The following is a 25,607-nucleotide window of genomic DNA, read 5'->3' on the forward strand; positions in this document are numbered from 1 at the left end:
GTTGCCATTTGCGGAAACCCTTTCAGAATGGTTCTCGGGTTCCCGAAAACATGTCCGCAATTTCTTTCCAGCCGCGTGAAATCAGATCCTACCTGCTAAAGTGGAAGGAGGAATTTTTTCCGCCTAAGATTCTGGATCGATATCTTTTCGGAGAATTTTTCAAAATCTTCATCGGAACGGTGATTCTGCTTACGGGAATCATGTTGTTATCCCTCGTAAACGACAACATGAGAAACTTCACCACGACCAAAGCGCCCCGTTATCATATCGCGTTGTTCCTCTTGTACAGTCTTCCCAAGATCATCTCCACCACCGTCGTGTCGATGTCTTTGATGTTCTCCATCTGTTTCACCGTGGGACAATTTTCCGTGAACAAGGAACTCGTATCTATGATGGCCGCGGGAATTTCCTTTTTCCGAATCGTAACTCCTTTGATCGCTTTCGGAATTCTGATGTGGATCTTTATGCTGCTCGGAACGGAATTGATCGTACGTCCCGTCAATAAATTGGCCAAGATAGAACACGACACGCTGACCGAAGGAATGGGAACTCTTGCCAACAGCGTATATCAATTCCACGTAAAAGGAAAGGAAGGCTTCTATTACTTATACTTCTACGATCCGGATAAGGACGAAATCAACGGCGGGTTCAACTATATTCGTTTGCGACCGGACGGCTCTCCCGAAACGGTAATCTCCTCCTTAAAGGCGAAGTACAACTACGAGACCAAACTCTGGAAGATGAAAAAGGTGGAGGAATGGCATTTCGACAACGACTTAAAACTCGTATCGCAGGAAACCTTTTTGGAAAAGGAATACGAACTTCCCGAGGATCCGAAATACTTCAAAGTACCTGCAGGTTCGGTCGAAGAAATGAATCTTTTCCAACTCGAAGAGGAACAAAAACGTAGAATCCAAAAAGGCCTCGCCTACGGGGACGTGCTCACGGAAAAACACGCGGTGTTCGCGACTCCTATGATGACCATCATCGTAACCTTGATCGGAACGATCGCTGGGTATTTCACCAAAAAAACGGCCGGTGTGGCTTCTCTGGGAATCACGATAGGCGTCGTATTGGTTTATTATATATTCAATTCGGCGGGAAAGTCCTTGGGAGAAAACGCCGTAATACCGGCTTTTGCGGGAGTTTGGATCACACCCGGATTGTTTTTGGGATTGTGCTTCTGGATGTTTCGTCGCATGAACCTATAAAATCTTAAGTCATTTCGTAAATTTTTTTCCAAATGGGAAAAAAAAATTCATTTATTTCCCGAATACCGTCCGATATCTAGTATAGATTGTCTCCAGAAGTAAGATCTTTGATGCGACATAGAGTATTTCAGGAAAGAAGTCCCTTCTCCGTATAAACCGAAACGGGTTTTCTTTCCGGATCTCAAATTCTGAGAGGAGGAAAGAACATGGAAGTTCCACTCACGAATCTAATCAGCTCGGCGGAAAAGCTCATCCGCGATAAACGGTCTTCCGTTTCCGGAAAATCCGTAACGAATGCGGAAGGACAAGGAAGTCTGGATAAAACCGAATTTTCTTCGGCACTCACGGCACGTTACCTAAAAATACAGGAAACGCTTTCCGGACTACAGGGCGAATTTTCCAAAGAACAGATGAAACTCGGTATTCTGAACGAGGGCAATACGCCTAACAGCGAATTGATCAACATCCTCTTCGGCGAAACCCCTTTGTTTCGGGAATTGACCGAAACTCCCGATATGGATCGAGCCGTTCTCAAACAACAGATTCAGGAAAAAAAGAATCATCTCAACGATTCGATCCGAAATCTGGAAGTGGAATCGGAAAACATCTTCTCGGTGGGAATGTTAAAAGGACGGGAGAATTTCTCCAAGTCTTTGGAAACGATCGTCGGTAAAGGTGTCCCCATGAAAGAATTCTCCGAAAAAACCATAGAACGACTGATTAAAGAATAAGAATCGGGGAATTTCGAATCCTAATTCCCCCTATTTTTCCGTTCCTCTGATCCACCTCGAGAAAGATCGTTTCCATATAAGATAATCATCATATTATATTTTGCCCTTCCCTTTCCTCGATTTTCGATGGACGCTCTACCGCTTCAACGCTCTCTGTCGGAATGAAATTTAAATATCTTTTTCTTCTTTGCCTACTTTTATTCTTTTTCACAGCTTGTCCCGACGAGAAGAAAAAAGAAAACGAACTCAGCACATACATCGAAAACAGTCTTTTGATCGATATGTTTACGAAATACGATTGTGTGACCGGAAACGACGTCATCTCGGATACATACAACGGGCTCATCGTGGAATTCGTGTATAAACCGCAATATTCAAATTCGTCGAGTACTTCCACTGTACTACCGAAAGCGATCCTCCGCCTGGTGGCGAAGACGGGGCAGACCTTACGGGTTTCTTCGATTACGACCGATATCCAATACCAAGGCGTGGGAAGCGGACTCGGTTATAATTTCATCAAAGGCGGTTGTCACGGATCCTCGATTTCGTTTATCGGACCAAACAGCGCGTTCGCTTCTTCCACCCAAATTTACGTAAACGCAAATTCTCAGGCGAGCGTCGAATTTAATTTTTCAAAGGACTTCGACGGAATCATTTTTATGAGCGGCCTCCATGTGGGAGATCCCTTACCCGGAGACGTGACGCTCCGGGTTTTTTAAAAATCCGCCGGCATTGGAACTCGCGGAGTTTCGTCGTAAGTCTCCGGTCGGAATTCCGACGAAACTCCGCGAATCAAGATCGGGCACGGTCGTAAAAACGACCGATCCCGATACACAAAGAATCTTTTATACAAAAGGAAAAACCATGACATTCAAACAAACCGTAACAACGACGATTCTTTTCTGCACGACCATCGTCTTCGCAAATTGCACGAGCACAGCGGAAATGATCAAGTCCGGAAATACCGCCGCCGTTATCCAAAAGATCAACGACGGCGCAAACCCCAACGACGTATCCGATTGCGAAACTCCGCTCGAAGCCGCGGCGGCGACCGGCAACAAGGAACTCGTACAACTCTTGTTGTCCAAAGGTGCAAACCCGAACATTCGAGGAAAAGACTGCGATTACGAAAATACTATGAGCATCGGAGGGCTCGTATTACACCACGAAGAATACGTGCGGGATAAATTCACTCCGTTGTCTTTCGTCGCGGACGTCGCAACCGCCAAATTACTCGTAGACGCCGGAGCGAACGTAAAGATCGGAGGATACAGATACAACAACCACCAGCGAACCGGATTCACCTATTATAGAAGCCCTCTGTACAACGCGATCCACAACGGAAAATACGACCTCGCTAAATTTCTGATCGAAAAAGGTGCGAACGTAAATCAATACGATCCTAAAACCGGAGCGAACGTCTTCGAGACCATGCTGACGTCAGATAAGAAAAACAAAGCCGCCCTCTCCTTCTTCTCCTATCTAAAATCCAAGGGATTGAAGAATCTGGATCTTTCCAAATCCGCACTCAAGAAGATAGAAAACAAAACCTATCCGTCGTACAGACACATAGCCGGCGGACACGAAACCTCCATGCCGGAGAATCTGTTCGAAGCGGCGTATAAGGAACCGGAACGCGTCAGCAATCGTACGTTCTGCGCGGAAGAAAAGGAATACTTCCATTATCAGGAATTCGAATGGACCGAGTCGGGTCAAAATCTCGCCGAGTGGATCGTCCAAAGAAGAGCCGCGACAAACACATTAGAAAAACCTAAAAAATAATACGATAAAACGACTTCGAGCAATTCATAGAATTCGTCTGAAGTGGATTCGTCCGAAGTCGTCATCCGCGATCCTTACGAAGTTGCGGCGGTCCGCACAAAGATCAAGCTGCCCTTACGATATTACGCGTCCCAAATTCGGCTCCCCTCTTAAAAATCGACAACAAACTTATAGAAAGAGATTCAGCTCCCTCCGGATTTTGCGGAATTTTCATTTACTCGAACGGTTGTAGTTCGTAAATATCACCCATGTTCCGATTCGCAAACAAATCAAAATATTCAAAATTTATAATGTTATTTCTTCTCGTAGTTTATCCGTCCATTTCGGCCGTGTCACAGGAGAAAGAACAACCTACCGAAACCGCGCAAGCGGAACGAAGAACGCAAAGGCGGCTCCAAGTAGGAGGAATTTTTTTTCCGCAACTTCCTTTATTGAGGATAAACTATAATCTCACTTCCAATCTATCCGTATTTTTGACCGCGGCCGCATTTCGCGGAGGAACGATCACCGGACTTTCCTTCGACGACAATACGAACTCGCTCGTGGAGACAAAATCCGAATGGAACGCAAAAGCCAACTTCTCCTCGGTGGGTGTAGACTGGTTTCCCTTCGATAAAATTCCGATGCATCTTACCGGATTGATCGGTTCACAACAACTGTTTAAAGTCACCGCTCACGAATATCTGACCGTCAATCCTTTGAATCATCAATCCGTGATTCAGGAAAGTCCTTACGCTTATACCGCGACTCCGAGACGCGCGAGTATGATCGGATTGGGAATCGGATTTCGCTGGGTTTTTTCGAACGGAATTTATTTAGGCGTTCAATTCATCCGTTATTACGCGGAACAAAAGGTCGATTTTTTCGTATACACCGAACCTCGTTTAGGCGCATCCGCAAGCGTTTTAGACGTATGGGCCTACCAAAAATACCTCGAACAAAGATTCGGAACGATGGAATATTTTCAGATGTTTTATCCATATGTAGGTTTCAGCTTTTGAAGAATTCGATAAAGATTTCGAAAATGAATCTTTAAATCGTTTGGGACGTTTCTTTATAACTTAACCCCCGCGAGGACCCGAAAAAATTTCGAACAAAAACCTTCTTCCGCCGGAACGAATCCGCGATTCGTCCGAAGTCGTCATCCGCGATCTTTACGAAGTTGCGGCGGTCCGCACAACGATCAAGCGGATCGAAACACGTCTATAATTTTCGGATCAACGAAATTCCGTCGGCGATCGGCACCATACTGATGTCCACGGAATTGTCGCGAAAAATCGTCTCGTTGAGTTTACGGATCGCGATCGTGGAAGGTTCCTGATGGGAAACATCCGCGACGCTGCCGTCCCAAAGCACGTTATCCACGATCAAAAGCCCACCCGGTTTAAGAAGTTCTAATATTAAAGGATAATAATGCGGATAATTTTCCTTGTCGGCGTCCAAAAAAACCAAATCGATCGAGGACCGTCCGAACGCGAAACCGGAAGCCCAATCAGGAAACGAATCGGAATCGAGTAGAATTTGCAAAGTTTCTAATGCGGAACCGAGCCTCAGACGGATTTTATGCTCCAGACCGGTCTCTTTCCAATACTTGCGCGCGATATCCGTCCAAGTTTCGCTGATATCGCAACAAAGAAGAACTCCGTCGTCGGGCAAAGCCGAAGCGAAACACAACGAGGAATATCCGGTAAAGGTTCCGATTTCTAAAATCCGTTTCGCTCCGGAAAGTTTGGCGAGTAAGCCGAGAAACTGCCCTTCTTCGGGACTGATCTGCATGTTGGCTTGCGCCAACGTTCCGGTTTCGTCTCTCAACTTACGGAACGCGGGCGATTCGCGAACGGAATTACGGAAGATATACTCTTCCAGTTTTTCGGTGAGTCGAATGTTCTTCCGACTCAGCCGAGATCTCCGTAAATCTTTTTGAGATCCGCGACGATATTTTTCTGCATCGCTTCGTTGGTTCCCCCTCCGATCGAAAGAAGGATCGCATCCCTATGCAATCGTTCCACCGGATATTCCCTGCAATACCCGTAACCGCCGAGAGCTTGGATCGCGTTTCGGGACACGCGCTCCGCCATTTGTGTGGCGACTAATTTTGCGGAAGCCGCTCCCAAAGAATTTCGATTCTCCGGATTGATCTTAGAAGCGACGTCGTACACGAGCGCGCGCGCCGCTTGATAGTCCGCGTAGGATTCCGCCAAAAATCTTTGGATCTGACCGAACTCCGCGAGTTTTTTTCCGAAGGCTTCCCGGTGACGAATCGTATAATCGGCCATCACGTCTACACAACGTTTTGCGATTCCCAAAGATTGCGCCGCAAGAGTGATCCTTTCGATTTCGAGATTTCGCATCATGTGAACGAGCGCACCGTCTTCCTGACCGAGTAAATTTTCCGCGGGAACTTCACAATCCTCGAATACGAGTTCGGTCGTAGGCGAAGAACGCATTCCCATCTTCTCCTCTTTTTTTCCCACGCTGAATCCCGGAAACGAACTCTCGACCAAAAACGCCGTGGTTTTTTTGGAATCCTTACTCAGCTTTGCGTAAACGAGAAAAACGCTTCCCGTGTTTCCGTTGGTGATGTATTGTTTGGAACCGTTTAACACGTATTTGTCGCCCTTTTTGGTGGCGATCGTCCGCATTCCGAGCACGTCGGTTCCGGCTCCGGGTTCAGTCATTCCCATTCCGCCGATCCATTCCCCGGAAATCACTTTGGAAAGATATTTGGCCCTTTGTACCGCATTGGAACTGTGATAGAAATTATTTACGAACAGTACTTCGTGAGCGAGATAAGAAAGCATAAATCCGGGATCATACGCGGACATTTCCTCGTGAATGATGACGGCCGCCACCGCGTCCATTCCCATTCCTCCGTCCTCTTCGGGAACCGTGACTCCGAAAAGTCCCAACTCCGAGCCGATTCTGCGAAAGAGCGGAAGGTTAAAGGTTTCGTGCTCGTCGTTTTCTTTCGCCTGGGCATCCATATTCTCCTTAGCGAACTTTGCGACGGTTTCCCGAAGCGCGAGATGATTCTCGGTCGGGTTGTATAAGTCATTCGGTTTTTCAAGCAACGCTTTCATCGATATCCTCTTCTCTAGTATCCTCTTCCTTCACTCAAAACAAGCTCGACAGAGAATCTTTATTTTCCAAAAACTATCTTATGATCTACGCTCTGATTTTGACAATCCTTTGCGGATTTTTTTTCGTTCTATCTTATAAGGAGTTTCAGGGACCGAAAAAACTGTCTTCTCTGCGTCCGACGTTTCAGAACGCTTTTCGTTTCCCTCTTCGGAGGAATTCCGTTTTTCTACTTCTGTCTCTTTTCGCATGGATGTTACTTCCCCTGTTTTGGGGACTTGCGTTCTTCTTAAAAACGGACGCGAACGTTCTGATCGTAATCGGATTTATGATCTGGACCTATTACTGGTTGAAATATCTTCTCACATCCTCGGAGAGCGCGTAAACCCGCTCAAAAAAGTGGTTTGCACTACGTAGACACAAGATTTTTGTGTTAACAGCACTAATTTTTTGGAGTACCCATTTAAATGAAAATCATCGTATTAGTGAAACAGGTACCTGACACCGAAACCAGCATTAAAGTAGGCGATAAATCCATCAATGAAGCCGGAATCAAATGGATTATCTCTCCCTACGATGAATTCGCCATCGAAGAAGGAATCAGGCTTCGTGAAAAACACGGCGGCGAAGTGATCGCGATTTCCCTCGGACCGGACAGAGTCGTAGAAGCTCTGAGAACCGCTTATGCAATGGGCGCCGATCGTGCGGTTCATATCAAAGTGGACAACTACGTTCCTTTCGACACGAACAACACCGCGGAACTGATCGCAAATTTCGCAAAAGGCGAAAACGCGGACGTGATCATCGGAGGAAGACAATCCATCGATACGGACTCTTCTCAAGTTGTAGTTCAAGTCGCGGAACTTCTTTCCATTCCTCACGTAGCATTTGCGGTAAGTTTGGAAATCAACGGAACCGCGGTAAAAGCTACGAAAGAAGTGGAAGGTGGAACACAATCCATCGAAACCTCCACCCCGGTCGCATTGACCGCTCAAAAAGGACTCAACGAACCTCGTTACCCTTCTCTCAAAGGAATCATGACCGCTAAGAAAAAACCGGTGGAAACGAAATCCGCCGCGGATCTCGGAAATCCGTCGAGCAAGATCGAAGTCGTAGGACTCGAACCTCCTCCACCTCGGATTCCGGGTAGAAAATTGGAAGCTGCGGATGCGAACGCTTTCGCGTCTCAACTCGTAAAAGCTCTTAGAGAAGAAGCTAAGGTTATATAAGGAGAACACCAGTGAGCAACGTATTAATTGTTGGCGAATTAAAAGACGGAGAACTGAAAAAAATCTCCAGAGAAATCACTTCCGCAGGAAGAAAGATCGCTGATTCCATCGGAGGAAAAGTTGTAGCTCTTCTGATCGGAAGCGGAGTGGAAAAACACGCTCCCGAATTGGCCGCGGTAGGAGCTGATACGATCATCACCGTAAACTCGGGTGATTACAACGCGGAAACCTATTCCAATCAAGTTGCCGAAGTGATCAAAGCGCAAAACCCTGCCGTGGTTCTTCTTCCGCACACTTCCCAAGGAAAGGATTATTCTCCTCGCGTTGCCGTAAAAGTAGGCGCGGGAATCGTCGCCGACGTGGTCGGATTCTCCGTGGACGGAGGAAAGGTCGTGGCGAAAAAACCGATCTATTCCGGAAAAGCATACGCAAACTTTAAAGTTACGAGCGCGATTCAAGTGTTCACCGTTCGTCCGAACTCCCAAGAGATCACTCAAAAAGCGGGCGCGGGCGCGGTGGAAGCGGCTTCTCCATCCGCGGGCGATGCGAAAGTAAAAATCGTATCTTCCGATTTGAGTGGAGGATCTAAGGTACAACTTACCGAGGCTTCCATCATCGTATCCGGCGGACGCGGAATCAAAGGACCGGAAAACTGGCCGATTCTCCAAGAACTTGCGGACACACTCGGAGCGGCTCTCGGAGCTTCTCGCGCGGCCGTGGATGCGGGTTGGATTTCCCATTCTCACCAAGTCGGACAAACCGGAAAAACCGTATCTCCGAACTGCTACATCGCTTGCGGAATTTCCGGCGCGATTCAGCACTTAGCGGGAATGGGATCTTCTAAGTATATCGTAGCGATCAACAAAGACGGAGACGCTCCTATCTTCAAAGTTGCGACGTACGGAATCGTAGGTGATCTTTTCGAAGTGGTTCCTGCGGTGACAGCCGAGTTCAAAAAAGTACTGGGATAATCAATCTGCGAAACGCCCTATTTCGCGATCTATCGAGCGCCCCTTAGGAAGCGAGATATTGAGTTCAGAGAGCGAAATAAACCAAAAATAGCGGAGCGTAATTTTTGGTTATTCTCAGAATTGAGAATTTCGCGATCTATCGAGCGCCCCTTAGGAAGCGAGATATTAGCGAAATCGCGTTAGAGGAAGTTGAGCATGAGTTTTTATTCAAAAAAAGTACTTGGATAATCAACCTGTGCCCATAGTTTGAAACTATGGCATTTTTGAACATCAGGAGAATCCTCCGGGTTGCCGCAGCACTGATTTTGGTCTGCGGCATTTCTGTTTCAGGGGACCCTGGACGAGACAGATTGGGCGCGCTTTTGGGAAGAATGGGAGAAATCTCCTCCTTACGAGCCAGCGTAACGATCAATAACGAACTTTCCGGAACACTTTCTTTTAAGAAACCTAACTATTTACACGTCAAATTTTCCGACGGAAGGGTCGTATCCTCCAACGGAAGATTTCTTTGGTTTTATTCACCCGCACGAGCGATCGTAGGAAAACAGGATCTACGCGGGACTTCCGGCGGAGTTTTCGGTTTACTCAGCGGCTACGAAGAAGTGACTCAGGTCGGCGGTTCGATTCGGCTGAAATCCTCCACAAAAACATACGAAGAAATCGTGGTTACGATGAACCCTGACAATACCCCAAAATCTTTACGGATGAAACACAGAGGATCGGGAGAATACACTTCCGTGAGTTTTTCCGGTGTGCAGACGAACGTCGGTTTATCCGCTTCTTTGTTCAACTTCAGCGCGCCTTCCAGCGCACAAATCGTGGAAAATCCGTTGAACGAAAAGGAATAAACGGCTTGTCTTTCAACTCTAGGACCGACGCTCACAAAATTTTCGCGGACTTATATCGTAAACAGAGAAGTCCGGAACATCAGGAGAAAATCGACGAAGTCATCCAGAAATCGAACGATATTTTCATTCGTATCGATTTGATGAAGAAGGTGGACGAAGAGTTCGACAAGAAGAAGCAGGAAGAAAACAAAAAGTCCGAAGAAGAAGAAAGATCGAAACGCTCTTCCGAAAAAAGTTCCACACCCGTCAAAACCGCAGCCAAATCGACGACCGCCAAACGGAACGAACCCCCTTCCGCAGGAATCGGATTTTTGGCGAACCTCTTCGGAGGAAATCCGGCTATCAACAAGTTCGCAAGGGAGTCGGGGACGATCGAAGTCGGGTTTTTAGGAAGAAAACTGCAAATCGCTCCGAGCGTTCAAAACCTGTTCAAATTTCTGAAAGAGGATCAGATTATCGCGACGATTCAAGCCTTGCGTTTTTGCGAACAACAAGGTTGGAGATATTGGAAACCGCTCGTCTACAACGTAGTATTAAATTTTAATAAACTATTAAACAGCATAATCTCGCTCGACAGCCTTTTTATCGACGAGATTTCCCCGGAAATATTTCTCAATCGCGCCACCAAACTGGAGTTATACTACGCCAGACATCTGAGCCGCGAGGATTCCAAAGATATCATCATGACCCAGGTTCCGGAACTGATCAAAAAGGACGAAAAGTTGGTTCCAAAACTTCCCCAGATTATGGCCGGTTTGTCGTACGGCCTCAACTTGGAAAACGGAAGACCGAAAATGACCGATGCGATTCGTGCGTTTCATATCGTAGCCACGAAACGGATGATTACTTGGGAAGAGATCGTACAACAACTCAACGTGCCGCCGATCAACGAAATGAAATTCCAGGGTTCTTCCGACATCATAAAGGAAGTGGAAACGACCTTAATCCGTCTTGCGGACGATATACAAACCAGACTCAACCGTAAAGAGGAACTGCAAAATCTCCGGGAACGTTATTTCAAAATCGACGACAAGGGAAGGATGAATTTCGACTTTCTCAATCTGATCGTAGACGACTATTTCGAAAATCACGTTCCCGAAAACATGCAATCCGCTTCCATCAAATCCGCGTTTAAGGGAACCCCGCACAAACTGATGTATCTTCTTCTTCGGGATTTTCAGGCTTCGTACGCTCCCATTCTCGAAGGAACGGTCAAAATCGGGACGAAAAACCAAAGCCGCGACGTGATCATCATGTTACCCGGACTTTTTAAAAGCGAAATCGAACAGATCAACAACCTGCTCCGTTTGTTGGACGCGTTTAACAAAAAGTATCCGAGTTTCCAATACAGTTTCGCGACGTACAACGAACACACCACTTCGACCGCAGGCGTCGAGGATCAGATCACGCAAAACCTCCTGAAACTTCTCGGAGACGCTGCCGGGTTTATGGGAAAGTTCGCGGAAAAGATCAACATCCTCGTGGAAAACCATCTGCTCGCAAAACAATACGAATCCACCGGAAAGTTGAACGAGAGAGTTCTCGTTTCCAAAGAGAAGGTGATCGAAGAAATCAAGATTCTCCACCGTTTCATACCTTACTGCGATTCCGCGCTCGTTTCGGGAAACAGACTCAACGGAAAAACCCTGGACTTCGTGTTTTTGGAAATGGCCAAACTTCTCTACAACTACGCGGTGATATACAAAGACAAATTTACGATTACGAAACTGACGCTTCATAAAAAGATAGATACGGAATTGAATTCATTGATGAAAGAATACGAACGGCTGGCCGGTAAATCCTACGAAACCACAAGATCGGAGGAAGCATGAGGATTCTGACGGGAGTCCAACCCTCCGGCAAACTTCACTTAGGAAATTTTTTTTCGGTCATACGAAAACTGAAGGAATACCAGACGACTACGGATCTATTCTGTTTCGTGGCGGATCTTCATTCCCTGACTACGTTTTCCTCCAAGGAAAAACAGAAGGACAACACGTACAACGCGGTATGCGATTTTCTCGCTTTGGGAATCGATCCGGATCGATGTACGTTTTGGCTTCAATCCGGAGTTCCCGAAGTGGCGGAATTGACCTGGTATCTCAGTCAATTTATTTCCGTCAATCAGTTGGAGCTCGCGCATTCCTACAAGGATAAGATCGCCAAAGGATTTCATCCGAGAGGAGGACTTTTCTTTTATCCCGTGTTGATGGCAGCGGACATACTCGGCTTCGACAGCGATAAGGTTCCCGTAGGAAAGGATCAGAAACAACATCTGGAATACGCGAGGGATATCGCCGCGGCTTTCAATCGGGAAGTCGGATCCGTGTTTAAAATCCCCGAACCGGAAATCGACGAGGCCACCGCCTTGGTTCCCGGAACGGACGGGCAAAAGATGTCGAAGTCCTACGGAAACACGATCAACTTTTTCGATTCCGAAAAAGAACTTAAGAAATCCGTAATGTCCATCATGACCGATTCTGCCGGCGTGGACGAAGCCAAAGATCCCGATAAAAGCCATATCTACTCTATCCATTCCTTATTCCTCGACGACGCGAAAAAACAGAAACTACGGGAACGTTTTCTGACTCCTGGAAACGGCTACGGAGATCTCAAAAAAAATCTTCTGCAGAATATCCTGGACTACTTCGCTCCGTACCGAGCCGAGCGGGAAAAAATCGCCGCGGATCCGACCTACGTGCGAGACGCGCTTAAAAAGGGACGAGACAAGGCCCGACAAACGATCTCCTCCGTATTGGATCGAGTCCGCAACGAACTGGGAATCTATCGATTTTAAATAGACGTTTCGTCGAAAAAATCCCGATTTTTTAGAACTTTCGAACTCATCCCGGAACCGGTCCGGTATGAGCAGACATTTACGAGGTTGGTTGCCTTGTTCGGCGGTATCGAAATTCGCCCTGGGAAACCTAATGGGCGTGGTATTAGAAGCGATTTTCCCGGGAAAATCGCCGTTAACCGTGGGAATCCTACTGTTTGCGGTCTCTTCCTGGGCCATATCGGACAATAATATTAAAAAATTAGAATATTTACTATTTGGAATATTCTTTTTTTCGATTATTATTTTTCTTAATCCGAAACGATTCCAAATCGAAGAATCTAAAAGAAAAATCCGGACGGAAACGGTCGTCTTCGGGGAAACCGAACGGGACTTTCAAAAATCCTTCCGGGAAAAAATAGGATCCGATCTGGAAAACGCCGAACTCGATTCCGAATCGCGAGGAATCGCTCTGGGTTTGGTTTTTGGAGAATCCAAACGTCTCTCCAAAGATTTCAAAGAAAAGGCCAAACAAGGCGGAATATTACACCTTTTTGCGGCATCCGGATTACACTTGGGAATATGGATGGGGGTTCAATTTCAGATCTTAAAACGGATCCCCGGACTTCCGTTTGTGATCGCAAGAATCGTCCCTCTTCTGACCGGATTTCTGTATCTTTCGGCTCTGGGATATCCGGTTTCTCTCGCGAGGGCTTGGGTTTTTGCGGGTTTAATCCTTTTGCAGGGAGTGTTTTTGAGGAAACTTAGACCTGCGGATCTACTTTTGAATACGGCGTGGATTTTATGGATATGGGATCCGTTGCGGTTTCATTCGGTTTCTTTTTGTCTTTCCTTCGGGGCCGTCGCGGGAATATTCCTTTTTTCTAATCCGACCAAACTCGTTCTTAATTTTATGAACGAAGAAAACCGTTTTATTTCGATATTAAAGGAAAATCTTTCCGTTTCTTTTTCGGCCGGTTTGGGAACGATGCCCGTTCTACTCTACTCTTTCGGTTCCTTCAGTTTCGGCTCCGTACTTCTCAATCTGATGGTGGTTCCTCTCGCCGGAATCGTATTACCTTCGATTTATATTTCTCTTCTCTTGCAACAAACCGGAATCGATTGGATCGTTCGACCTTGCTGGAACGTATCCGAATTTATGATCGAAATCCTATTCCGCATTTCCGATACTCTTGCGGAGCCTCTCGGATTTTATAAGGAAATGGGCAATACGATTTGGATCGGAATGATCGGATGGATCTTCCTTTGTTTTTGGACGTTTGCCGCGGCGTATGTTTCGGAACGTTGTGTTTCGCGGAAAAAAAGGAACCGACTTTCGGATATCAGAATCGATCTATGGAAGCCTCCCGAACAACCGGGATTTTTCCGGAAAAAAAACGCCTTCATCGTGGGAGCGTTTTCCGTACTATGTATGATATTCGTACACGCGGTTTTATATCGAACCGCGGATTATTTTCCGGAAACAAATCGGATCGTAAACAACGGATATTTTTTTCTGTTGAGAAACCGAAACTCCCTATACTTCTCCGGAAAATGCAAATACGGATATAAAAAACTTTCGGAAGCGTTTTATCGATCACGCGGACTTTTTTGCGATCGACGAAACGGGATCGACGTAAGCGGAATTTTCGTCGATGACCGATCCTGTCTCGAATGGGCGATGCGTTGTATCCGCTCCGATTCCAAAATTCCGATTTCGTATTCGGGAAAGGACGCGGAACGTGTGCAAGCGGAAGATCCGAAACATATACGAAAATCGGAAAGGTTCCGCGACATCCAACTACCCGGAAATTCCCGAATTTTACTTTTCCACACGAAACACGATTCCCTAACGGAACTCGTGCGTAAAACCGCGAAAGGGAGGGGCTGGATCGTATTGGAAACCCCTTTCGGCAGTAAGGACAATTCGCGGATCTGGAATCGAAATCGAAAACTGCTTGGGTTGGGAGAAGGTTGGGTGTTTCTGGAAAAACATGAACTCCAGAGAATACCCGTTTCGGAAAGTTTCTGAGATCCGGAAATTTCTGGAGTCCAAATCCTCGGCCCCGTTGAAAAAATGGGGACAGAATTTCTTGATCGATCCGAATGCGATCCGTTCTATCCTTTCCGGACTCAACGAGAAAATTCTTTCCTCCGTAGATCGGATTTTGGAAATCGGACCGGGGCTCGGCGCCATCTCGCACGGTTTGCTGGAGTTCGACAAACCGGTCACACTCTTCGAAATCGACCCCGTATACGCCGCTTGGCTCCGCGAATATCTTCCCGAGTTCGAAGTCCGCGAAGGGGACGCGTTGGATTTTTTACCGGAATACCGAAACGAAAACGTCTACCTTTTCGGAAATCTTCCGTACTATATCTCGTCCGAACTAACGTTAAGCGCCGTTAAAAATTTGAAAGGACTCAAGGGAGCCACCTTTTTGGTCCAAAAGGAATTCGCGAAACGTATTTCGGGAGAACCTTCTTCCATTCAATTTTACTTATCTTCGTACGGACGTTGGAAATTGAAGAAGGACGTCAAAGCGGGCTCCTTTTATCCGAGGCCGAACGTCGATTCCTCCGTATTGGAATACGAAAATTCTCCCTTTTTTCCGAACGAGTTCGGATTTTTAGCGTTGGAATGTTTGTGTAGAATCGCGTTTTGGGGGAAAAGAAAAAAACTGACCTCCTCCTTTCGCGACGCACCGCTTACTTCGCTTCCTCCCGCGGTGACCGGTTCCCGTTTTTTTTCGGAGGAAAAATTCAGGGGGGAATGTTTCGCCGCTCTCGAACAAGCCGGAGTGGACACTGACAAACGTCCGGAAGAATTAAAAGCGGCGCGATTTCACGAAACCGCCTTGATCCTTTCCGAAACGATTAAGAAATTACTAATATAATCTGAGCTACGATTTTTTACCGAAGTCGGTGTACTCTTGAAGAATTCCCGCGGTAAACTCGGAGAATTCCGATTCTTTTTTGAATCCGAAATGGTTGAGCACGACCGTTTGAATCAGCGAAAAGTCTGCCGATTTTTGGGATATATCGATGATCATATCGGAAAGATAAATCGCGAAAACGGCGTCCTGAAATTCCTTTTTCACGAGAAGAGGACGATGATGCATTTCGGCGGCGACCCGAATCGTATCGGAGAAATTCCATTTTTCGCAGATCATTCCTCCCAAAGTCGTATGCGAAATTCCTAATGCGGCTTCCTCCAAAGTCAACGGGGAAGGGAAGGAGCGATTACCCAATATCTCGGAAATTTTTCCCGAAATTTCGGGTTCCAGTGAAAGAAGAATAACGCGGCCCACATCGTGCAAAAGTGCGGCGCAGACCAGGACGGTGATCGTCTGTTTTTTCCAACCCATCCTTTCCCCGAGCCGCCTACATATAAACGCGGACAAACTCGAACGTTCCCAGATATCCTCGAATTCCTTATAACGCTCCTCGAGGATTTTTTTCGTCCCTAAACTCAGCAGAATACTGTTCAATTCGGAAAGACCGATGACCTTGATCGCGTCGTCCAGATTATCCACCCTGGTCCTTTGGGAAAACGACGCAGAGTTTGCAAGTTTTAGAATATTCGTGGAAAGTGATACGTCCCTTGCTACGAGTTCCGTGATGTTTTGAATGGAGGAATCCGGCTTGTTGATCAGACTCATGATCTGATTCACGTTATCCGGAAAGGTCGGAAGAGTGTCCAATTCGGAAAGTATCTCGCCCGTTTTCTGAAGATTAACATTACGTTTTTTGAATTCGAAAGGGATTTTAATGTACGCTGAGGTGACCCCTTCCTCGGTCTTGATCCGATACGAATCGCCTTCAATTCCTTCGTTTTTCAGCATCAAAAGCGACATCGCCAAACCCAAACCGGCGCCCTCGGATTCGTCGCCGTGATTTTCGAAAACCTCGGAGAGGTCGTTGTAAGAGCGCGCTTTCGAAATTCTTTCCCGAACCCTTTGATCCTCTTCGGGAAGAATTTCCACGTTGTTGGAAACCTTGAGTAAAAAACTGTTCTGATTAAATCCGAACGTGATCAAAACGTGAAGTCCGTTGCGTTCGAGCAGATCCGTATAAAGATCCTTGTTGTTGATCAATTCAGCCTTAAATCGTTCCATCCCCTGCGCGTATTGCAAAGGATCTTTGATATCCAAACCCGCTTCCTGGAACACGACCCGTTTTTGATTCGCCTTGACGGCGTTCATGATCGTCTCCCGCAAAATCGAAAAGATACATTCGCGAAGGGAAGTTATATCGAGATACTGTAGATATCGATCGAGAAGAAAGCTGATGATCTTGTCGATATTGCGGTTCAGGTGGGTGATTCTAAGATAAAGCGGATTTAAGGATTCGATCGGTTCATTGAGATTTTTAACGGAGAGAAAATATCCCTCCTTTTCATAATGATACCAATGAATCTTCATTTACCGATTTCCGAAACTCCCGGACCGCTTCCGCGCCGATCCAAGGTAGAATTATGACTCTTTACAGTTTTGTCAATCGGTACTTTTCGATCAAAGTTCTTTCCTGTCGAGAACAACTTTTCCCAGAGAGAAGGACAAAAGGATCCAAAAACCGATTTGGATCAGGGAATATTCCCCGTAATAATGAACCTGGGAAAGACTTTTGGCGAGAAGAGAGCTGGAAAAGAAAAAGACCGTTCCTTCCTGCGGAAGAATCCAATACACGATCTCCAAAATCTGCTTTTTGAGATCCGAAGTCTGCACCACGCTCGCCGCGGCGGACTCATATATGAACAAATCCAGGAATGTCGTGAACACCAACAGCGCCAATCCCGCGAAAAAAGCCGCGTTTTTTCCGAAACTCAAAACGAGCAAAAACCCGAAAAGGATCAAAAAGTAAAAAACGGAAAACATACAAAGGGCGGCGCGCAACAGATCCCAGGAGAATCCCGCGCCGACAAACTGCTGTTTTGCGAGATACGTTCCGATCAAAAAGACGGCGTTAGCCGCAATCAGGGCAAGAATTCCCAAGGACTTTCCGGCGAGATACGTCAGGGACGAAACCGGTCTCGATAAAATCGGAACGTAGGTTTTATTTTCCAATTCCTCTCCCAAAAGGGAAACCGGCAAAAACAAAGCAAGCACCGTATTCCAAAACGCGAAAAAGATAAACACGATATAAATCTGAAAATTCGGATTTCCCGACTGATCTTCTCCGCCGACTTGGATCTGGCAGGAGAAATTCAAAAACAAAAAAAGACCGGATATTATAAAAATGAAATATACGATCCTTTTTCTCAAAGTTTCACGCAACGTAAGAAACGCGATCGAAAACGTTTTCGGAAATTGGTCCTTGATCCAGGAAAAATTATTCACGGTTCCCTCCGGTAACTCTGAGAAACACCTCTTCGAGTGATTCCGTAATCCTTTCGTATTTTATAATATTCGCACCTAGGGAGACGAGTTCCGCCGGAATAACCCGGACGTCGATCGTTTCTCCCGGAAGAAGTTCTATCCTATTTTCCGAAACTTTGACTTCCGAGGAGATTTTGCGTAAGTAGGAATCCAATTCCGAGGTGATAGACTCAACTTGGATATGAATCCGATTTTTTCCCTCTTTCAAAGATTCCAACGGACCAAGAGCGGCTAACGTTCCCAGATTGAGAATGCCTATCTCGTGACATACCTTTTCCACTTCCAAAAGTCTATGAGAATTCAATAATACAGTAGTACCCTTGGTACGATTCTCCTCCACGAGGGTTTCCCGAAAATCGATATAACCTTTAGGATCCAAACCAGAACCGGGTTCGTCCAGAATCAGAAGTTCCGGATCGCCGATCAGAGCGGACGCAAGTCCCAATCGTTGTAACATTCCTTTGGAATATCCGGAAACTTTCTTGGAACCCGCGTCCGCGATTCCCGTTTTTTCCAAAAGGGATTTCGATTTCGTACGAATTTCGGAAGAAGGAATTCCCGCCAATTTTCCGCTGAGGGACAAAAATTCTTCCCCGGATAAAAAACCGGGAATGGAAACTTTTTCGGGTAAATAACCGATCCTTCTACGAATCGAGGGAGAAAAAGGAAGACCGAAAAGACGGAAACTTCCCGAACTTTGTTTGGAGAATCCCATGAGAATCCGAACCAAACTGGTTTTTCCGGCGCCGTTCGGCCCCAACAAACCGAAAACCGAACCTTGAGGAACTCGTAAAGAAACGCCTTTTAAGGCGTTTTGATCCTTGTATTTTTTTTGAATCGAATCGATTTCAATTGCAAATTCGGACATGAACTTTTCCTTGGAGTCAGAGCCTAATAGATATAGATATCTTGGACCTTTTTTGCAAACGTAGGTTCCAAATCAAAAACGGCTCAATGATTTTTAGGGAATCATCCCTGTCAATCCTCTGAAAGACATGAAAATTATTATCGCTAGACACGGAGAGGCCGAACCAGTTTCTCCCGGTGGAAACGACCGTCAAAGACGTCTCACACACAAGGGAGAAGCCGACGTTCATAAAATGGCGCGTTTTTTTCAGGTGGGATTTAAGATCACGAAAATCTATCATAGTCCGTATCTCAGAACCGCAGATACCGCGAAAATTTATACGGACATACTCCATCCCGATCGAGAAACCGAATCTTTGGACTACCTCGAAGCAGGCCAAGATATGTCGCGGGTTTGTCCTTTGATCAAGGAATACACGAATTCGGATACGATTTTACTGGTGGGTCATAGCCCCGACGTTTCCCTGTTTGCGGAGAAACTTTTGGGAATCGGAGGCGTGGGCAAAAGTTTTCTTTTTTCTCCGGGCGCGGCGCTTGCAGTCAACGTTCCCCGAGAAAAGTTTTTGGACGGACAGATCATCTGGTTTGTTTGTCCGGATTTTCTCTGAATCACTTCCCGTTTTTTCAGTTTACAGAAGAGAGTTTTCCAAAATTCTTACAGTTATATTTGGAACCGGGGTGTAGCGCAGTGGTAGCGCACTTCTCTGGGGGGGAAGGGGTCGCTGGTTCGAATCCAGTCACTCCGAGGTTCCATAACCTTCCTTTTGGTCTTTGAACCGACACGACCGATTTTACTGAAAAATAAAAAAGCCCCGAAAGACGAGAATCAATCGATCGTTGGAATTGTTCGAAATCGATTTTGCTTCAGAAAAAAAACTTTTTTCGTTTCCGATCGATCCTCTTGGACATCCGGCCAATCGATAAAAAGAATCGATCGCACCTTCCCGACTCGCATCGGTTCCGGTTTGTAAAACCGTAATTACTGTATAATCGTTCGGAAAATTGCGAAAGTACCGATCGAAAAACGAACGTTTCTTCTCCAAAAATCCAGAGAACCAAAACGCTCCCGAAAGTGATCCGGTCTTCCCGTAGACGACGGAATTTTTTACGGCACAATCGGACCAAAAGGCCGCGTTTTTCCAATCGAGAAAAACCTTCGACGCGATTCCTTTCGATTTACCTTCGTCCTTCAAAAACTCAGTCATAAAAGTATGCTGAAATTTCGGCGAAACGAGAACCGCCTCCGATTTATATAGATTCCGTTTATCTAAAAAATGTTTTTTGAATATTGTTGGAACGAATCCTATCTTCCTAAGAAATTCTTCGAAGTCCGAATAACGGGACGGATCCTCCTCGAAAAAAGATAAAAAGAAGGAATTGGAGGAATAATACATCGCTTCGCGTAGATCCAAATCCCTCGGAGCATCGGGGATATGCGTTTCTACGCTCGTTATCTTGAGAGACGGCGTGGCAAAATTCCGTTCGAGTAGATACAACGTGATCCAATATTTGAGAGTGGAAGCGGGAACGAATTTTCGTTCGAGAAGATCCTTCTCCCCTTGGATTCGGGGAGAAGGGTCAGTGAAGTTTGAGAATAGTGTAATTTCCTTGGACTGAATTTCCGCGGTGGAAATTAAAACCGCAAGAAACGAAAGTAGGATGCGAAAACGACGCAAACCTATTTTTTGATGAAATGGTTGAGAATATTGTCCCGGATCTCTTCGAAACGGACCAATCCCCAAGCCAAATTGACCTTTAACTTTAAGGCGTTATCGCTCATGTCTTTTTCGCCCTGGGCTTTCAACTGATCGAATCTCTGTTCGATCTTTTCTTTCCCGTCGTTGAGATCATCTACGAGTTTATCGAAAATCTCACGGGAAGTTTGAACAGCGCCGATTCCTGCATTGATTATGTCGTTTAGTTTGTTCTTTTCCATACGGCTACCCCTCAATTGGATTTCGAGGATTTCTATGGTCATTTTTGTGCAGTGCATAAAAATAGCAATCTTTTTTTTGGTTTTCTTCTTGCCCGAGGCTCGTTTCTCGAAGAAGTTCCGATCACAAATGAAAACATTCAATCTGCGGAAAATTCTTCGGAAATGTGGGAACTCCCCCTTTTTTTTCCTATTTACACTCTACCTCGGGATCCAATTCACTCTCGGCTGTGGAGTGGATGTAAAATCGATCGGTCCGGAAGGTAGCAGCTGCTCCCGCATCGAAGGACTTCCCGGCCCGGAAGATTTCGCTTTGGATACGGAGGAAAAAATCCTCTACGTTTCCAGCCATGAACGAAGAATAGAAGACCAGACGGGAAAATTGTTTTGGATCGATCTCAAACAATCCCCTACTCCGCAACCGAAGGAACTACCCGTGCAATTTCCTCCGGAGTTCCGACCACACGGGATCAGCCTTCTCAAAAACGGGAGTTCCTACCGGATTTACGCGATCTCACATCCTAAATTATACTCTCGACATACGATCGAAATTTTCGAACGAAATCGGGACCGCAAATGGCTCCATGTGGGAACTCTTACCGATCCGCTTCTCACAAGTCCCAACGATCTGTTCGTGGTTTCCGAAAACGAAATCTACGTTTCCAACGATCACGGCGTCGGCGGAATGGCTCGTTATCTTTTGTGGGACGACCTATTCGGCTTCAAACGCGCAGAGATATCCTACTACGACGGTAAAACCTGGTCCAACTTAGGTCACCCATTGTCCTTCGGAAACGGAATCCTTCATCGCAAGGACGGAAACGGAAACGAATTCCTCTATCGATCCGGCTACTCCGATCGGAGCGTTTTTCGGTTTAAGATCCGAAGGGAAAACGGCAAACCGGTGTTAGGTGAACCGGAGAAAATTTATCTGAACTCCGGAACCGACAACCTCGAAACCGATTCCAAAGGAAGGATTTTCGTTACGGGTCACGGGTCCTCATACCAGTTCCTGAGACATATGAAAAATTCCGAATACAATGCTCCGACCCAAGTGTTTCGAATTTCCGAAGACGGAAGTTATAAGGAGGTCTTTTCGAATCAAGGAAATCTGATCTCGGCTGGAAGCACCGCGATTCCGTTTGAAAACCGTCTTTATATCGCTCAGGTTTTCGATCCGTTTCTGCTGAATTGCGAATTTAAAAACGAAGACTAAAACGTTGTCCAAAATTTTTCTTTCGGAGAACCCTTAAACGAAGCGGCGAACGAAAAAACCTTATCAGAGAAGGTCCCGAAGGAAAAATGCGCAAGTTGGGAAATTTCGGAAAACGAAAGGATCGAAAATTGAATTTAGTATATTAAAATTTCAATGTTTCCTAATGGACATATAACTTGCGGATCGAATCGGCGTAAATCGTCCCCATCAGATCGTAACCGACAGGATTGGGATGAATCGGATCCGTTTGCGGATACAAGGGGATCGAATTCTCAACCTGTAGAAAAACGGTTTCCATATCCGCGACCGGATAAGCGGCTCCCAAACTTCTGAGATAAGAATTGACGTTCAGTATTTTCTCCCTGTATCCGGGCTGAATCGTCGGAGGAAGCACGGTAGGCATAATAACGCCGTTACTTTTAGATCGGATTTCGTTTAACAAAAATTCGTAGTTATCCGGAAATCGTTCGATAGGATAACCGGAAACGTCGTTGGTTCCAAGTTCCACGATCCATAAATCATGTTCCCCCGTAAGAGCTACGCCTACTTCCTGCGCCCATCCGGGAACGTCCCTACCCGAAACCGAATAATCCGTGACCGTAAAACGATTTCCCAATTTCTCACGAAGACCGAAACCGTCCGATCTCTGAGAAAGCGAATCCCCGATGATCCCCACCTTCAGCAAAGAACCGCTCAAGGGAAGAAGCGCGGAAAGTCCGCGTCGTTCCTCCTCCTTTCCGACACAATTAACGAATAATAAAAATAGAATATTCCAAAAAGAAAGAATTCTCAGTTTCACAAGAAGCGAAATAGAATTCGATCTCATTTTTTCCTTCGAAAATATATTTCCGCATTGGCGCGGACCAGCTTTCTCGTCGTGGAAGGGGAAACCGAAACGGTTTTTTTATAGAACTGCGGGGAATTTTCCTTGAGATACGCTTCGACCGTTTCGTTACGTTTGGTTCCTTCGCTGAATACGAACGTATCGATCGTATCCAAAGTATGTAGGAAGGATTCGGACGGAACGGGAAGTTCTCCTGGAATAAACTCAAGGATTTTCTGATCCGGATAATTTTTCCTCAACTGAAAGTACGGATCCGGAATCGCCTGAAGATAAACCTTCTTCGAATATTTGAGTTCGGCAACTATCTCTTCAGAGAATTTTTTTCCAAGGTCGAATTCCGGATTGAGAAAGCCCACCTTTCGATAAGCCAAAAACAGAACGATCAAATTACAGAATAGGATTCCTGAACTCGTATAGATGACGCGTTTACGATCCGATTCTTCCAAAAGAATTCCGCCTAACGCGGAAATGGGAAGCGTCAGATACATCACATAATAAAATTCCGTGGAAAGAAAAAGAAAAAACAACGTCCCTCCGATCCACACAAAAAGATAAAGAAAACGTTCCTTCTTTTCGAGAAGCAATTTACGGTTGATCCAAATTCCTGCGAAAAGAAAAATATAGAACAGGATTCTTACTCCGGGATTTTCGTATCCTCCGATCAGAATTTTGATTTTGGTCAACGCGGAAAACACGGAGAACAATTCCTTCTTTCTTCCGAACTGTAGTCCGAACTGAAACAGAAAGGAATCCCAATGCGGCAAAAGCCAGACGATCCAAACCGCCAGCGGTAACATTCCACCGAACCAAAACCAAGGACGATACAAGGATTTTCGTTTCCAAAGAAGATACAGAGAAGGAATACCGAATACGGAACCGAACGGATGCGAAAGGAAAGAAAGTCCCAAAAGAAAGCCGGACGCCCCTCCTTCCAACATTCCGATTTTACTAGGTGTTTCGTCTAACGCACTTTTCGATAATAAAAACATCGCACCCAGCGCGAACAAAAGACAAAGACATTCCATCCGTGCCATCGTTGCGACCCGCAAAAAAAGAAGATCGGTGGTCAAAAGTAAACAGGAAAAAAACGCGGACCAAGGAGAGAACCCGACTCGTTTCAGAATCAGATAAAAAAACGCGATACAAAACGCGGCCGTGAAAGACGTAAAAAAACGCAAACCTTCGATGCCCGGAAAAACGTATTTCATCCAAATTCCGCCGGTGAATAGATACAGGGGCGGCATCCAGAGGGTGACTTTCTCCATTCCGGGGATCAGACCTTCCAAAACCTCCGTTCTCAGGGTTCCGAATTCCGCAAAATCCTGTGCAGGTGAATAGAAAAGAATTTCGTCCGGCCAAACCGGAGGAAACTCGAGCCGTTCATTTTTGGGAATCCACAAAAAAAGAAAAATGAGAACCGCCAAAAGAATCGGCGGTGCCGGATTGAATCGAAGTGATTGGGAGTGTTTCCAGGACATGCGATCCGGGAAATCCGGGACGAATCCCGGATCTTAGGTCAGAGAATCGAGCGCTGAACTTTCTGTTTCGTACACTTCAAACAGATCTAAGAGTTCGACCACATCGAATACTTTTTTTACGGGAGGAGTGATACAACAAAGTTTCAGTTTCCTTCCCTGCTTTTCCAACTCGCGTACCATTCCTACGAAGATGCGGATTCCCGAGGAGGAGATGTAAGAAATGTTTTCCAGGTTGATCAATATATCACCCTGTCCGGATTGCACATCGTCCAACAATTTCGCTTCGACTTCGTCCGAATGTCCGATGTCCAACCTTCCGTTGAGTGAAACTAAAGTGTGCTTACCGATCTTTTTCGTCTTGATTTCCAAAGATGGCTTCCTTTTGGAGAATTAGGACTAAATTAAGCGCTCGGAACGCGTTTACAACTCATTTTTTAAGCGCCGAGATCCATAATTTCTTCTATGAAAATTCTTTTGACCGCCGGTGGTTTTACTTCGACTACGATCAATCGACGAGCGGCTTGCAACGATCGAAATCCGAAAAAAGAAGCGATGAAAGAAATCGAAACTCCGTTTTGATACAGTCGAACCGCGATCGTTTGTCTGATTTTGGCAAGGGTGATCTTGAGCCCGGTTAAAATTTCCAATTTACGGATCATTTTTTGAACCGTCTTTCGGTGCAACCTTCCGTTGCGGCCGGGAAATAAATATTCTTCGTCGGTTTTTCCGGACGCGGAATTCCAAAAGTCATTCCACAAACAAAGCGGAATATCCAAAGTACGAATCGATTTTCCGTCTGCGGCTCGGACGGTTAGAATTCGATTTTTCAAATCCACGTCGTCTCTGCGTAAGGAAATCAACTCGTCGATTTTTAATCCGAAATGAAGGAGAATCCGAATCCAGGTAAAATGTTTCGGATTGGATCGACTCGCATTCAGAATGTTCCGTAATTCGACCGTGCTAAAAATGATTCCGGAACTTCGGTAAAGATGTTTGCCGCGTTTTTCTATCATCTGGATCTTTCCTCCCCTGAAATTGGAGTCATTGATTTTAAAAACGAAAAAAGTTTTCACTCCTATTTTTTTGAATAGTAAAAAGGATTCAATTTTTATTAATTTAGTATAGAAAAATTTTTGAATATTCAAAATTCTTAAAATATTCTAAAATAGGATTTTTCGTGTGAGTTCCCGCACTTCTTTGTAGGGAAAACTTTCGTTCCAAACCTCCCCTTCGCACAACCGGACCAGAGCGCACAGCGCACCCGTAAG

The 25,607-nt window shown here is 45.7% G+C and carries 26 protein-coding genes and 1 tRNA gene; 16 read left to right on the forward strand and 11 right to left on the reverse strand.

Features of this window, described 5'->3' with window-relative positions; translation table 11 throughout:
• Positions 1-50: 50 nt before the first annotated feature.
• The 5 genes from EHQ17_RS07955 to EHQ17_RS07975 all read left to right on the forward strand — a co-directional run bounded on the left by EHQ17_RS07955 (position 51) and on the right by EHQ17_RS07975 (position 4,725).
• The gene (locus EHQ17_RS07955) at positions 51-1,211 is read left to right on the forward strand and encodes an LptF/LptG family permease (protein WP_135591463.1); all 1,161 of its coding nucleotides are present in this window, start codon (positions 51-53) and stop codon (positions 1,209-1,211) included.
• Positions 1,212-1,417: 206 nt separating this feature from the next.
• Positions 1,418-1,942: an LIC10415 family protein gene (locus EHQ17_RS07960; RefSeq protein ID WP_135591461.1), complete on the forward strand. Its 525-nt coding sequence runs from the start codon at positions 1,418-1,420 to the stop codon at positions 1,940-1,942.
• A gap of 161 nt (positions 1,943-2,103) precedes the next feature.
• Positions 2,104-2,661, forward strand: coding sequence for a hypothetical protein (locus EHQ17_RS07965; protein WP_135591459.1), 558 nt, complete (start codon positions 2,104-2,106; stop codon positions 2,659-2,661).
• Positions 2,662-2,806: 145 nt separating this feature from the next.
• Complete coding sequence (locus tag EHQ17_RS07970) at positions 2,807-3,724, forward strand: ankyrin repeat domain-containing protein (RefSeq protein WP_135591457.1); 918 nt, start codon at positions 2,807-2,809, stop codon at positions 3,722-3,724.
• A gap of 290 nt (positions 3,725-4,014) precedes the next feature.
• Positions 4,015-4,725 carry a hypothetical protein gene (locus EHQ17_RS07975; protein ID WP_135591455.1) on the forward strand — a complete coding sequence of 237 codons (711 nt, stop codon included), beginning with the start codon at positions 4,015-4,017 and terminating at the stop codon, positions 4,723-4,725.
• Positions 4,726-4,927: 202 nt separating this feature from the next.
• Here EHQ17_RS07975 and EHQ17_RS07980 read toward each other — a convergent pair whose 3' ends face one another.
• Both EHQ17_RS07980 and EHQ17_RS07985 read right to left on the reverse strand, forming a co-directional pair.
• Entirely contained in the window at positions 4,928-5,623 is a 696-nt protein-coding gene (locus EHQ17_RS07980) for an O-methyltransferase (RefSeq protein WP_135591453.1), read from the reverse strand.
• A complete protein-coding gene (locus EHQ17_RS07985) occupies positions 5,620-6,804 on the reverse strand; it encodes an acyl-CoA dehydrogenase family protein (RefSeq protein WP_135591451.1) in 1,185 nt (394 codons plus the stop codon). Before EHQ17_RS07985 ends, EHQ17_RS07980 begins: the two co-directional genes overlap by 4 nt.
• Before the next feature lie 80 nt (positions 6,805-6,884).
• Here EHQ17_RS07985 and EHQ17_RS07990 point away from each other — a divergent pair, with 80 nt between their 5' ends.
• From EHQ17_RS07990 to rsmA, 8 genes are all read left to right on the forward strand, one after another.
• The gene (locus tag EHQ17_RS07990) at positions 6,885-7,187 is read left to right on the forward strand and encodes an LIC10362 family protein (RefSeq protein WP_135591449.1); all 303 of its coding nucleotides are present in this window, start codon (positions 6,885-6,887) and stop codon (positions 7,185-7,187) included.
• 82 nt (positions 7,188-7,269) lie between these two features.
• A complete protein-coding gene (locus EHQ17_RS07995; RefSeq protein ID WP_135591447.1) occupies positions 7,270-8,031 on the forward strand; it encodes an electron transfer flavoprotein subunit beta/FixA family protein in 762 nt (253 codons plus the stop codon).
• Positions 8,032-8,042: 11 nt separating this feature from the next.
• A complete protein-coding gene (locus tag EHQ17_RS08000; RefSeq protein ID WP_135591445.1) occupies positions 8,043-9,002 on the forward strand; it encodes an electron transfer flavoprotein subunit alpha/FixB family protein in 960 nt (319 codons plus the stop codon).
• A gap of 254 nt (positions 9,003-9,256) precedes the next feature.
• The gene (locus EHQ17_RS08005) at positions 9,257-9,850 is read left to right on the forward strand and encodes a LolA family protein (RefSeq protein ID WP_135591443.1); all 594 of its coding nucleotides are present in this window, start codon (positions 9,257-9,259) and stop codon (positions 9,848-9,850) included.
• Between the two features lie 5 nt (positions 9,851-9,855).
• On the forward strand, positions 9,856-11,682 hold the full coding sequence (locus EHQ17_RS08010) for a hypothetical protein (protein ID WP_135591441.1): 1,827 nt from the start codon (positions 9,856-9,858) through the stop codon (positions 11,680-11,682).
• Positions 11,679-12,647, forward strand: coding sequence for a tryptophan--tRNA ligase (trpS, locus tag EHQ17_RS08015; protein WP_135591439.1), 969 nt, complete (start codon positions 11,679-11,681; stop codon positions 12,645-12,647). Before EHQ17_RS08010 ends, trpS begins: the two co-directional genes overlap by 4 nt.
• A 67-nt stretch (positions 12,648-12,714) precedes the next feature.
• Positions 12,715-14,658: a ComEC/Rec2 family competence protein gene (locus EHQ17_RS08020; RefSeq protein ID WP_135591437.1), complete on the forward strand. Its 1,944-nt coding sequence runs from the start codon at positions 12,715-12,717 to the stop codon at positions 14,656-14,658.
• On the forward strand, positions 14,621-15,520 hold the full coding sequence (rsmA, locus tag EHQ17_RS08025) for a 16S rRNA (adenine(1518)-N(6)/adenine(1519)-N(6))-dimethyltransferase RsmA (protein WP_135591435.1): 900 nt from the start codon (positions 14,621-14,623) through the stop codon (positions 15,518-15,520). The genes EHQ17_RS08020 and rsmA overlap by 38 nt, the downstream gene beginning before the upstream one ends.
• Positions 15,521-15,526: 6 nt before the next feature.
• Here rsmA and EHQ17_RS08030 read toward each other — a convergent pair whose 3' ends face one another.
• The 3 genes from EHQ17_RS08030 to EHQ17_RS08040 form a co-directional block, all read right to left on the reverse strand.
• On the reverse strand, positions 15,527-17,047 hold the full coding sequence (locus EHQ17_RS08030; protein ID WP_135591433.1) for an HDOD domain-containing protein: 1,521 nt from the start codon (positions 17,045-17,047) through the stop codon (positions 15,527-15,529).
• A 90-nt stretch (positions 17,048-17,137) separates the two neighbouring features.
• The gene (locus tag EHQ17_RS08035) at positions 17,138-17,962 is read right to left on the reverse strand and encodes an ABC transporter permease subunit (RefSeq protein WP_135591431.1); all 825 of its coding nucleotides are present in this window, start codon (positions 17,960-17,962) and stop codon (positions 17,138-17,140) included.
• Entirely contained in the window at positions 17,955-18,869 is a 915-nt protein-coding gene (locus EHQ17_RS08040) for an ABC transporter ATP-binding protein (RefSeq protein WP_135591429.1), read from the reverse strand. Before EHQ17_RS08040 ends, EHQ17_RS08035 begins: the two co-directional genes overlap by 8 nt.
• 127 nt (positions 18,870-18,996) lie before the next feature.
• Here EHQ17_RS08040 and sixA point away from each other — a divergent pair, with 127 nt between their 5' ends.
• Together sixA and EHQ17_RS08050 are read left to right on the forward strand one after the other, a co-directional pair.
• A complete protein-coding gene (gene sixA / locus EHQ17_RS08045; RefSeq protein ID WP_135591427.1) occupies positions 18,997-19,476 on the forward strand; it encodes a phosphohistidine phosphatase SixA in 480 nt (159 codons plus the stop codon).
• A gap of 66 nt (positions 19,477-19,542) precedes the next feature.
• Positions 19,543-19,614: transfer RNA gene (locus tag EHQ17_RS08050), tRNA-Pro, on the forward strand.
• Positions 19,615-19,659: 45 nt separating this feature from the next.
• Here EHQ17_RS08050 and EHQ17_RS08055 read toward each other — a convergent pair.
• Together EHQ17_RS08055 and EHQ17_RS08060 are read right to left on the reverse strand one after the other, a co-directional pair.
• Positions 19,660-20,544, reverse strand: coding sequence for a penicillin-binding transpeptidase domain-containing protein (locus EHQ17_RS08055; RefSeq protein WP_135591425.1), 885 nt, complete (start codon positions 20,542-20,544; stop codon positions 19,660-19,662).
• Positions 20,545-20,546: 2 nt separating this feature from the next.
• Complete coding sequence (locus EHQ17_RS08060; protein ID WP_100747555.1) at positions 20,547-20,804, reverse strand: LIMLP_16025 family protein; 258 nt, start codon at positions 20,802-20,804, stop codon at positions 20,547-20,549.
• Positions 20,805-20,931: 127 nt separating this feature from the next.
• On the opposite strand from EHQ17_RS08060, the gene EHQ17_RS08065 reads away from it, so the two are divergent.
• Positions 20,932-22,017: an SMP-30/gluconolactonase/LRE family protein gene (locus EHQ17_RS08065; protein ID WP_135591423.1), complete on the forward strand. Its 1,086-nt coding sequence runs from the start codon at positions 20,932-20,934 to the stop codon at positions 22,015-22,017.
• Positions 22,018-22,177: 160 nt separating this feature from the next.
• Here the strand turns inward: EHQ17_RS08065 and EHQ17_RS08070 are convergent, their stop codons facing one another.
• The 4 genes from EHQ17_RS08070 to EHQ17_RS08085 all read right to left on the reverse strand — a co-directional run bounded on the left by EHQ17_RS08070 (position 22,178) and on the right by EHQ17_RS08085 (position 25,352).
• Positions 22,178-22,843 (reverse strand): SGNH/GDSL hydrolase family protein, encoded by a 666-nt coding sequence (locus tag EHQ17_RS08070; protein ID WP_135591421.1) that lies wholly within the window; start codon positions 22,841-22,843, stop codon positions 22,178-22,180.
• Positions 22,840-24,339: an ArnT family glycosyltransferase gene (locus tag EHQ17_RS08075; RefSeq protein WP_135591419.1), complete on the reverse strand. Its 1,500-nt coding sequence runs from the start codon at positions 24,337-24,339 to the stop codon at positions 22,840-22,842. Before EHQ17_RS08075 ends, EHQ17_RS08070 begins: the two co-directional genes overlap by 4 nt.
• Before the next feature lie 33 nt (positions 24,340-24,372).
• Positions 24,373-24,708 (reverse strand): STAS domain-containing protein, encoded by a 336-nt coding sequence (locus EHQ17_RS08080; protein WP_100747943.1) that lies wholly within the window; start codon positions 24,706-24,708, stop codon positions 24,373-24,375.
• A gap of 65 nt (positions 24,709-24,773) precedes the next feature.
• On the reverse strand, positions 24,774-25,352 hold the full coding sequence (locus tag EHQ17_RS08085; RefSeq protein ID WP_135591417.1) for a tyrosine-type recombinase/integrase: 579 nt from the start codon (positions 25,350-25,352) through the stop codon (positions 24,774-24,776).
• Positions 25,353-25,607: the final 255 nt, after the last annotated feature.

It is taken from the genome of Leptospira gomenensis (assembly GCF_004770155.1).
In the GTDB taxonomy this organism is placed as follows: Bacteria; Spirochaetota; Leptospiria; order Leptospirales; family Leptospiraceae; genus Leptospira; species Leptospira gomenensis.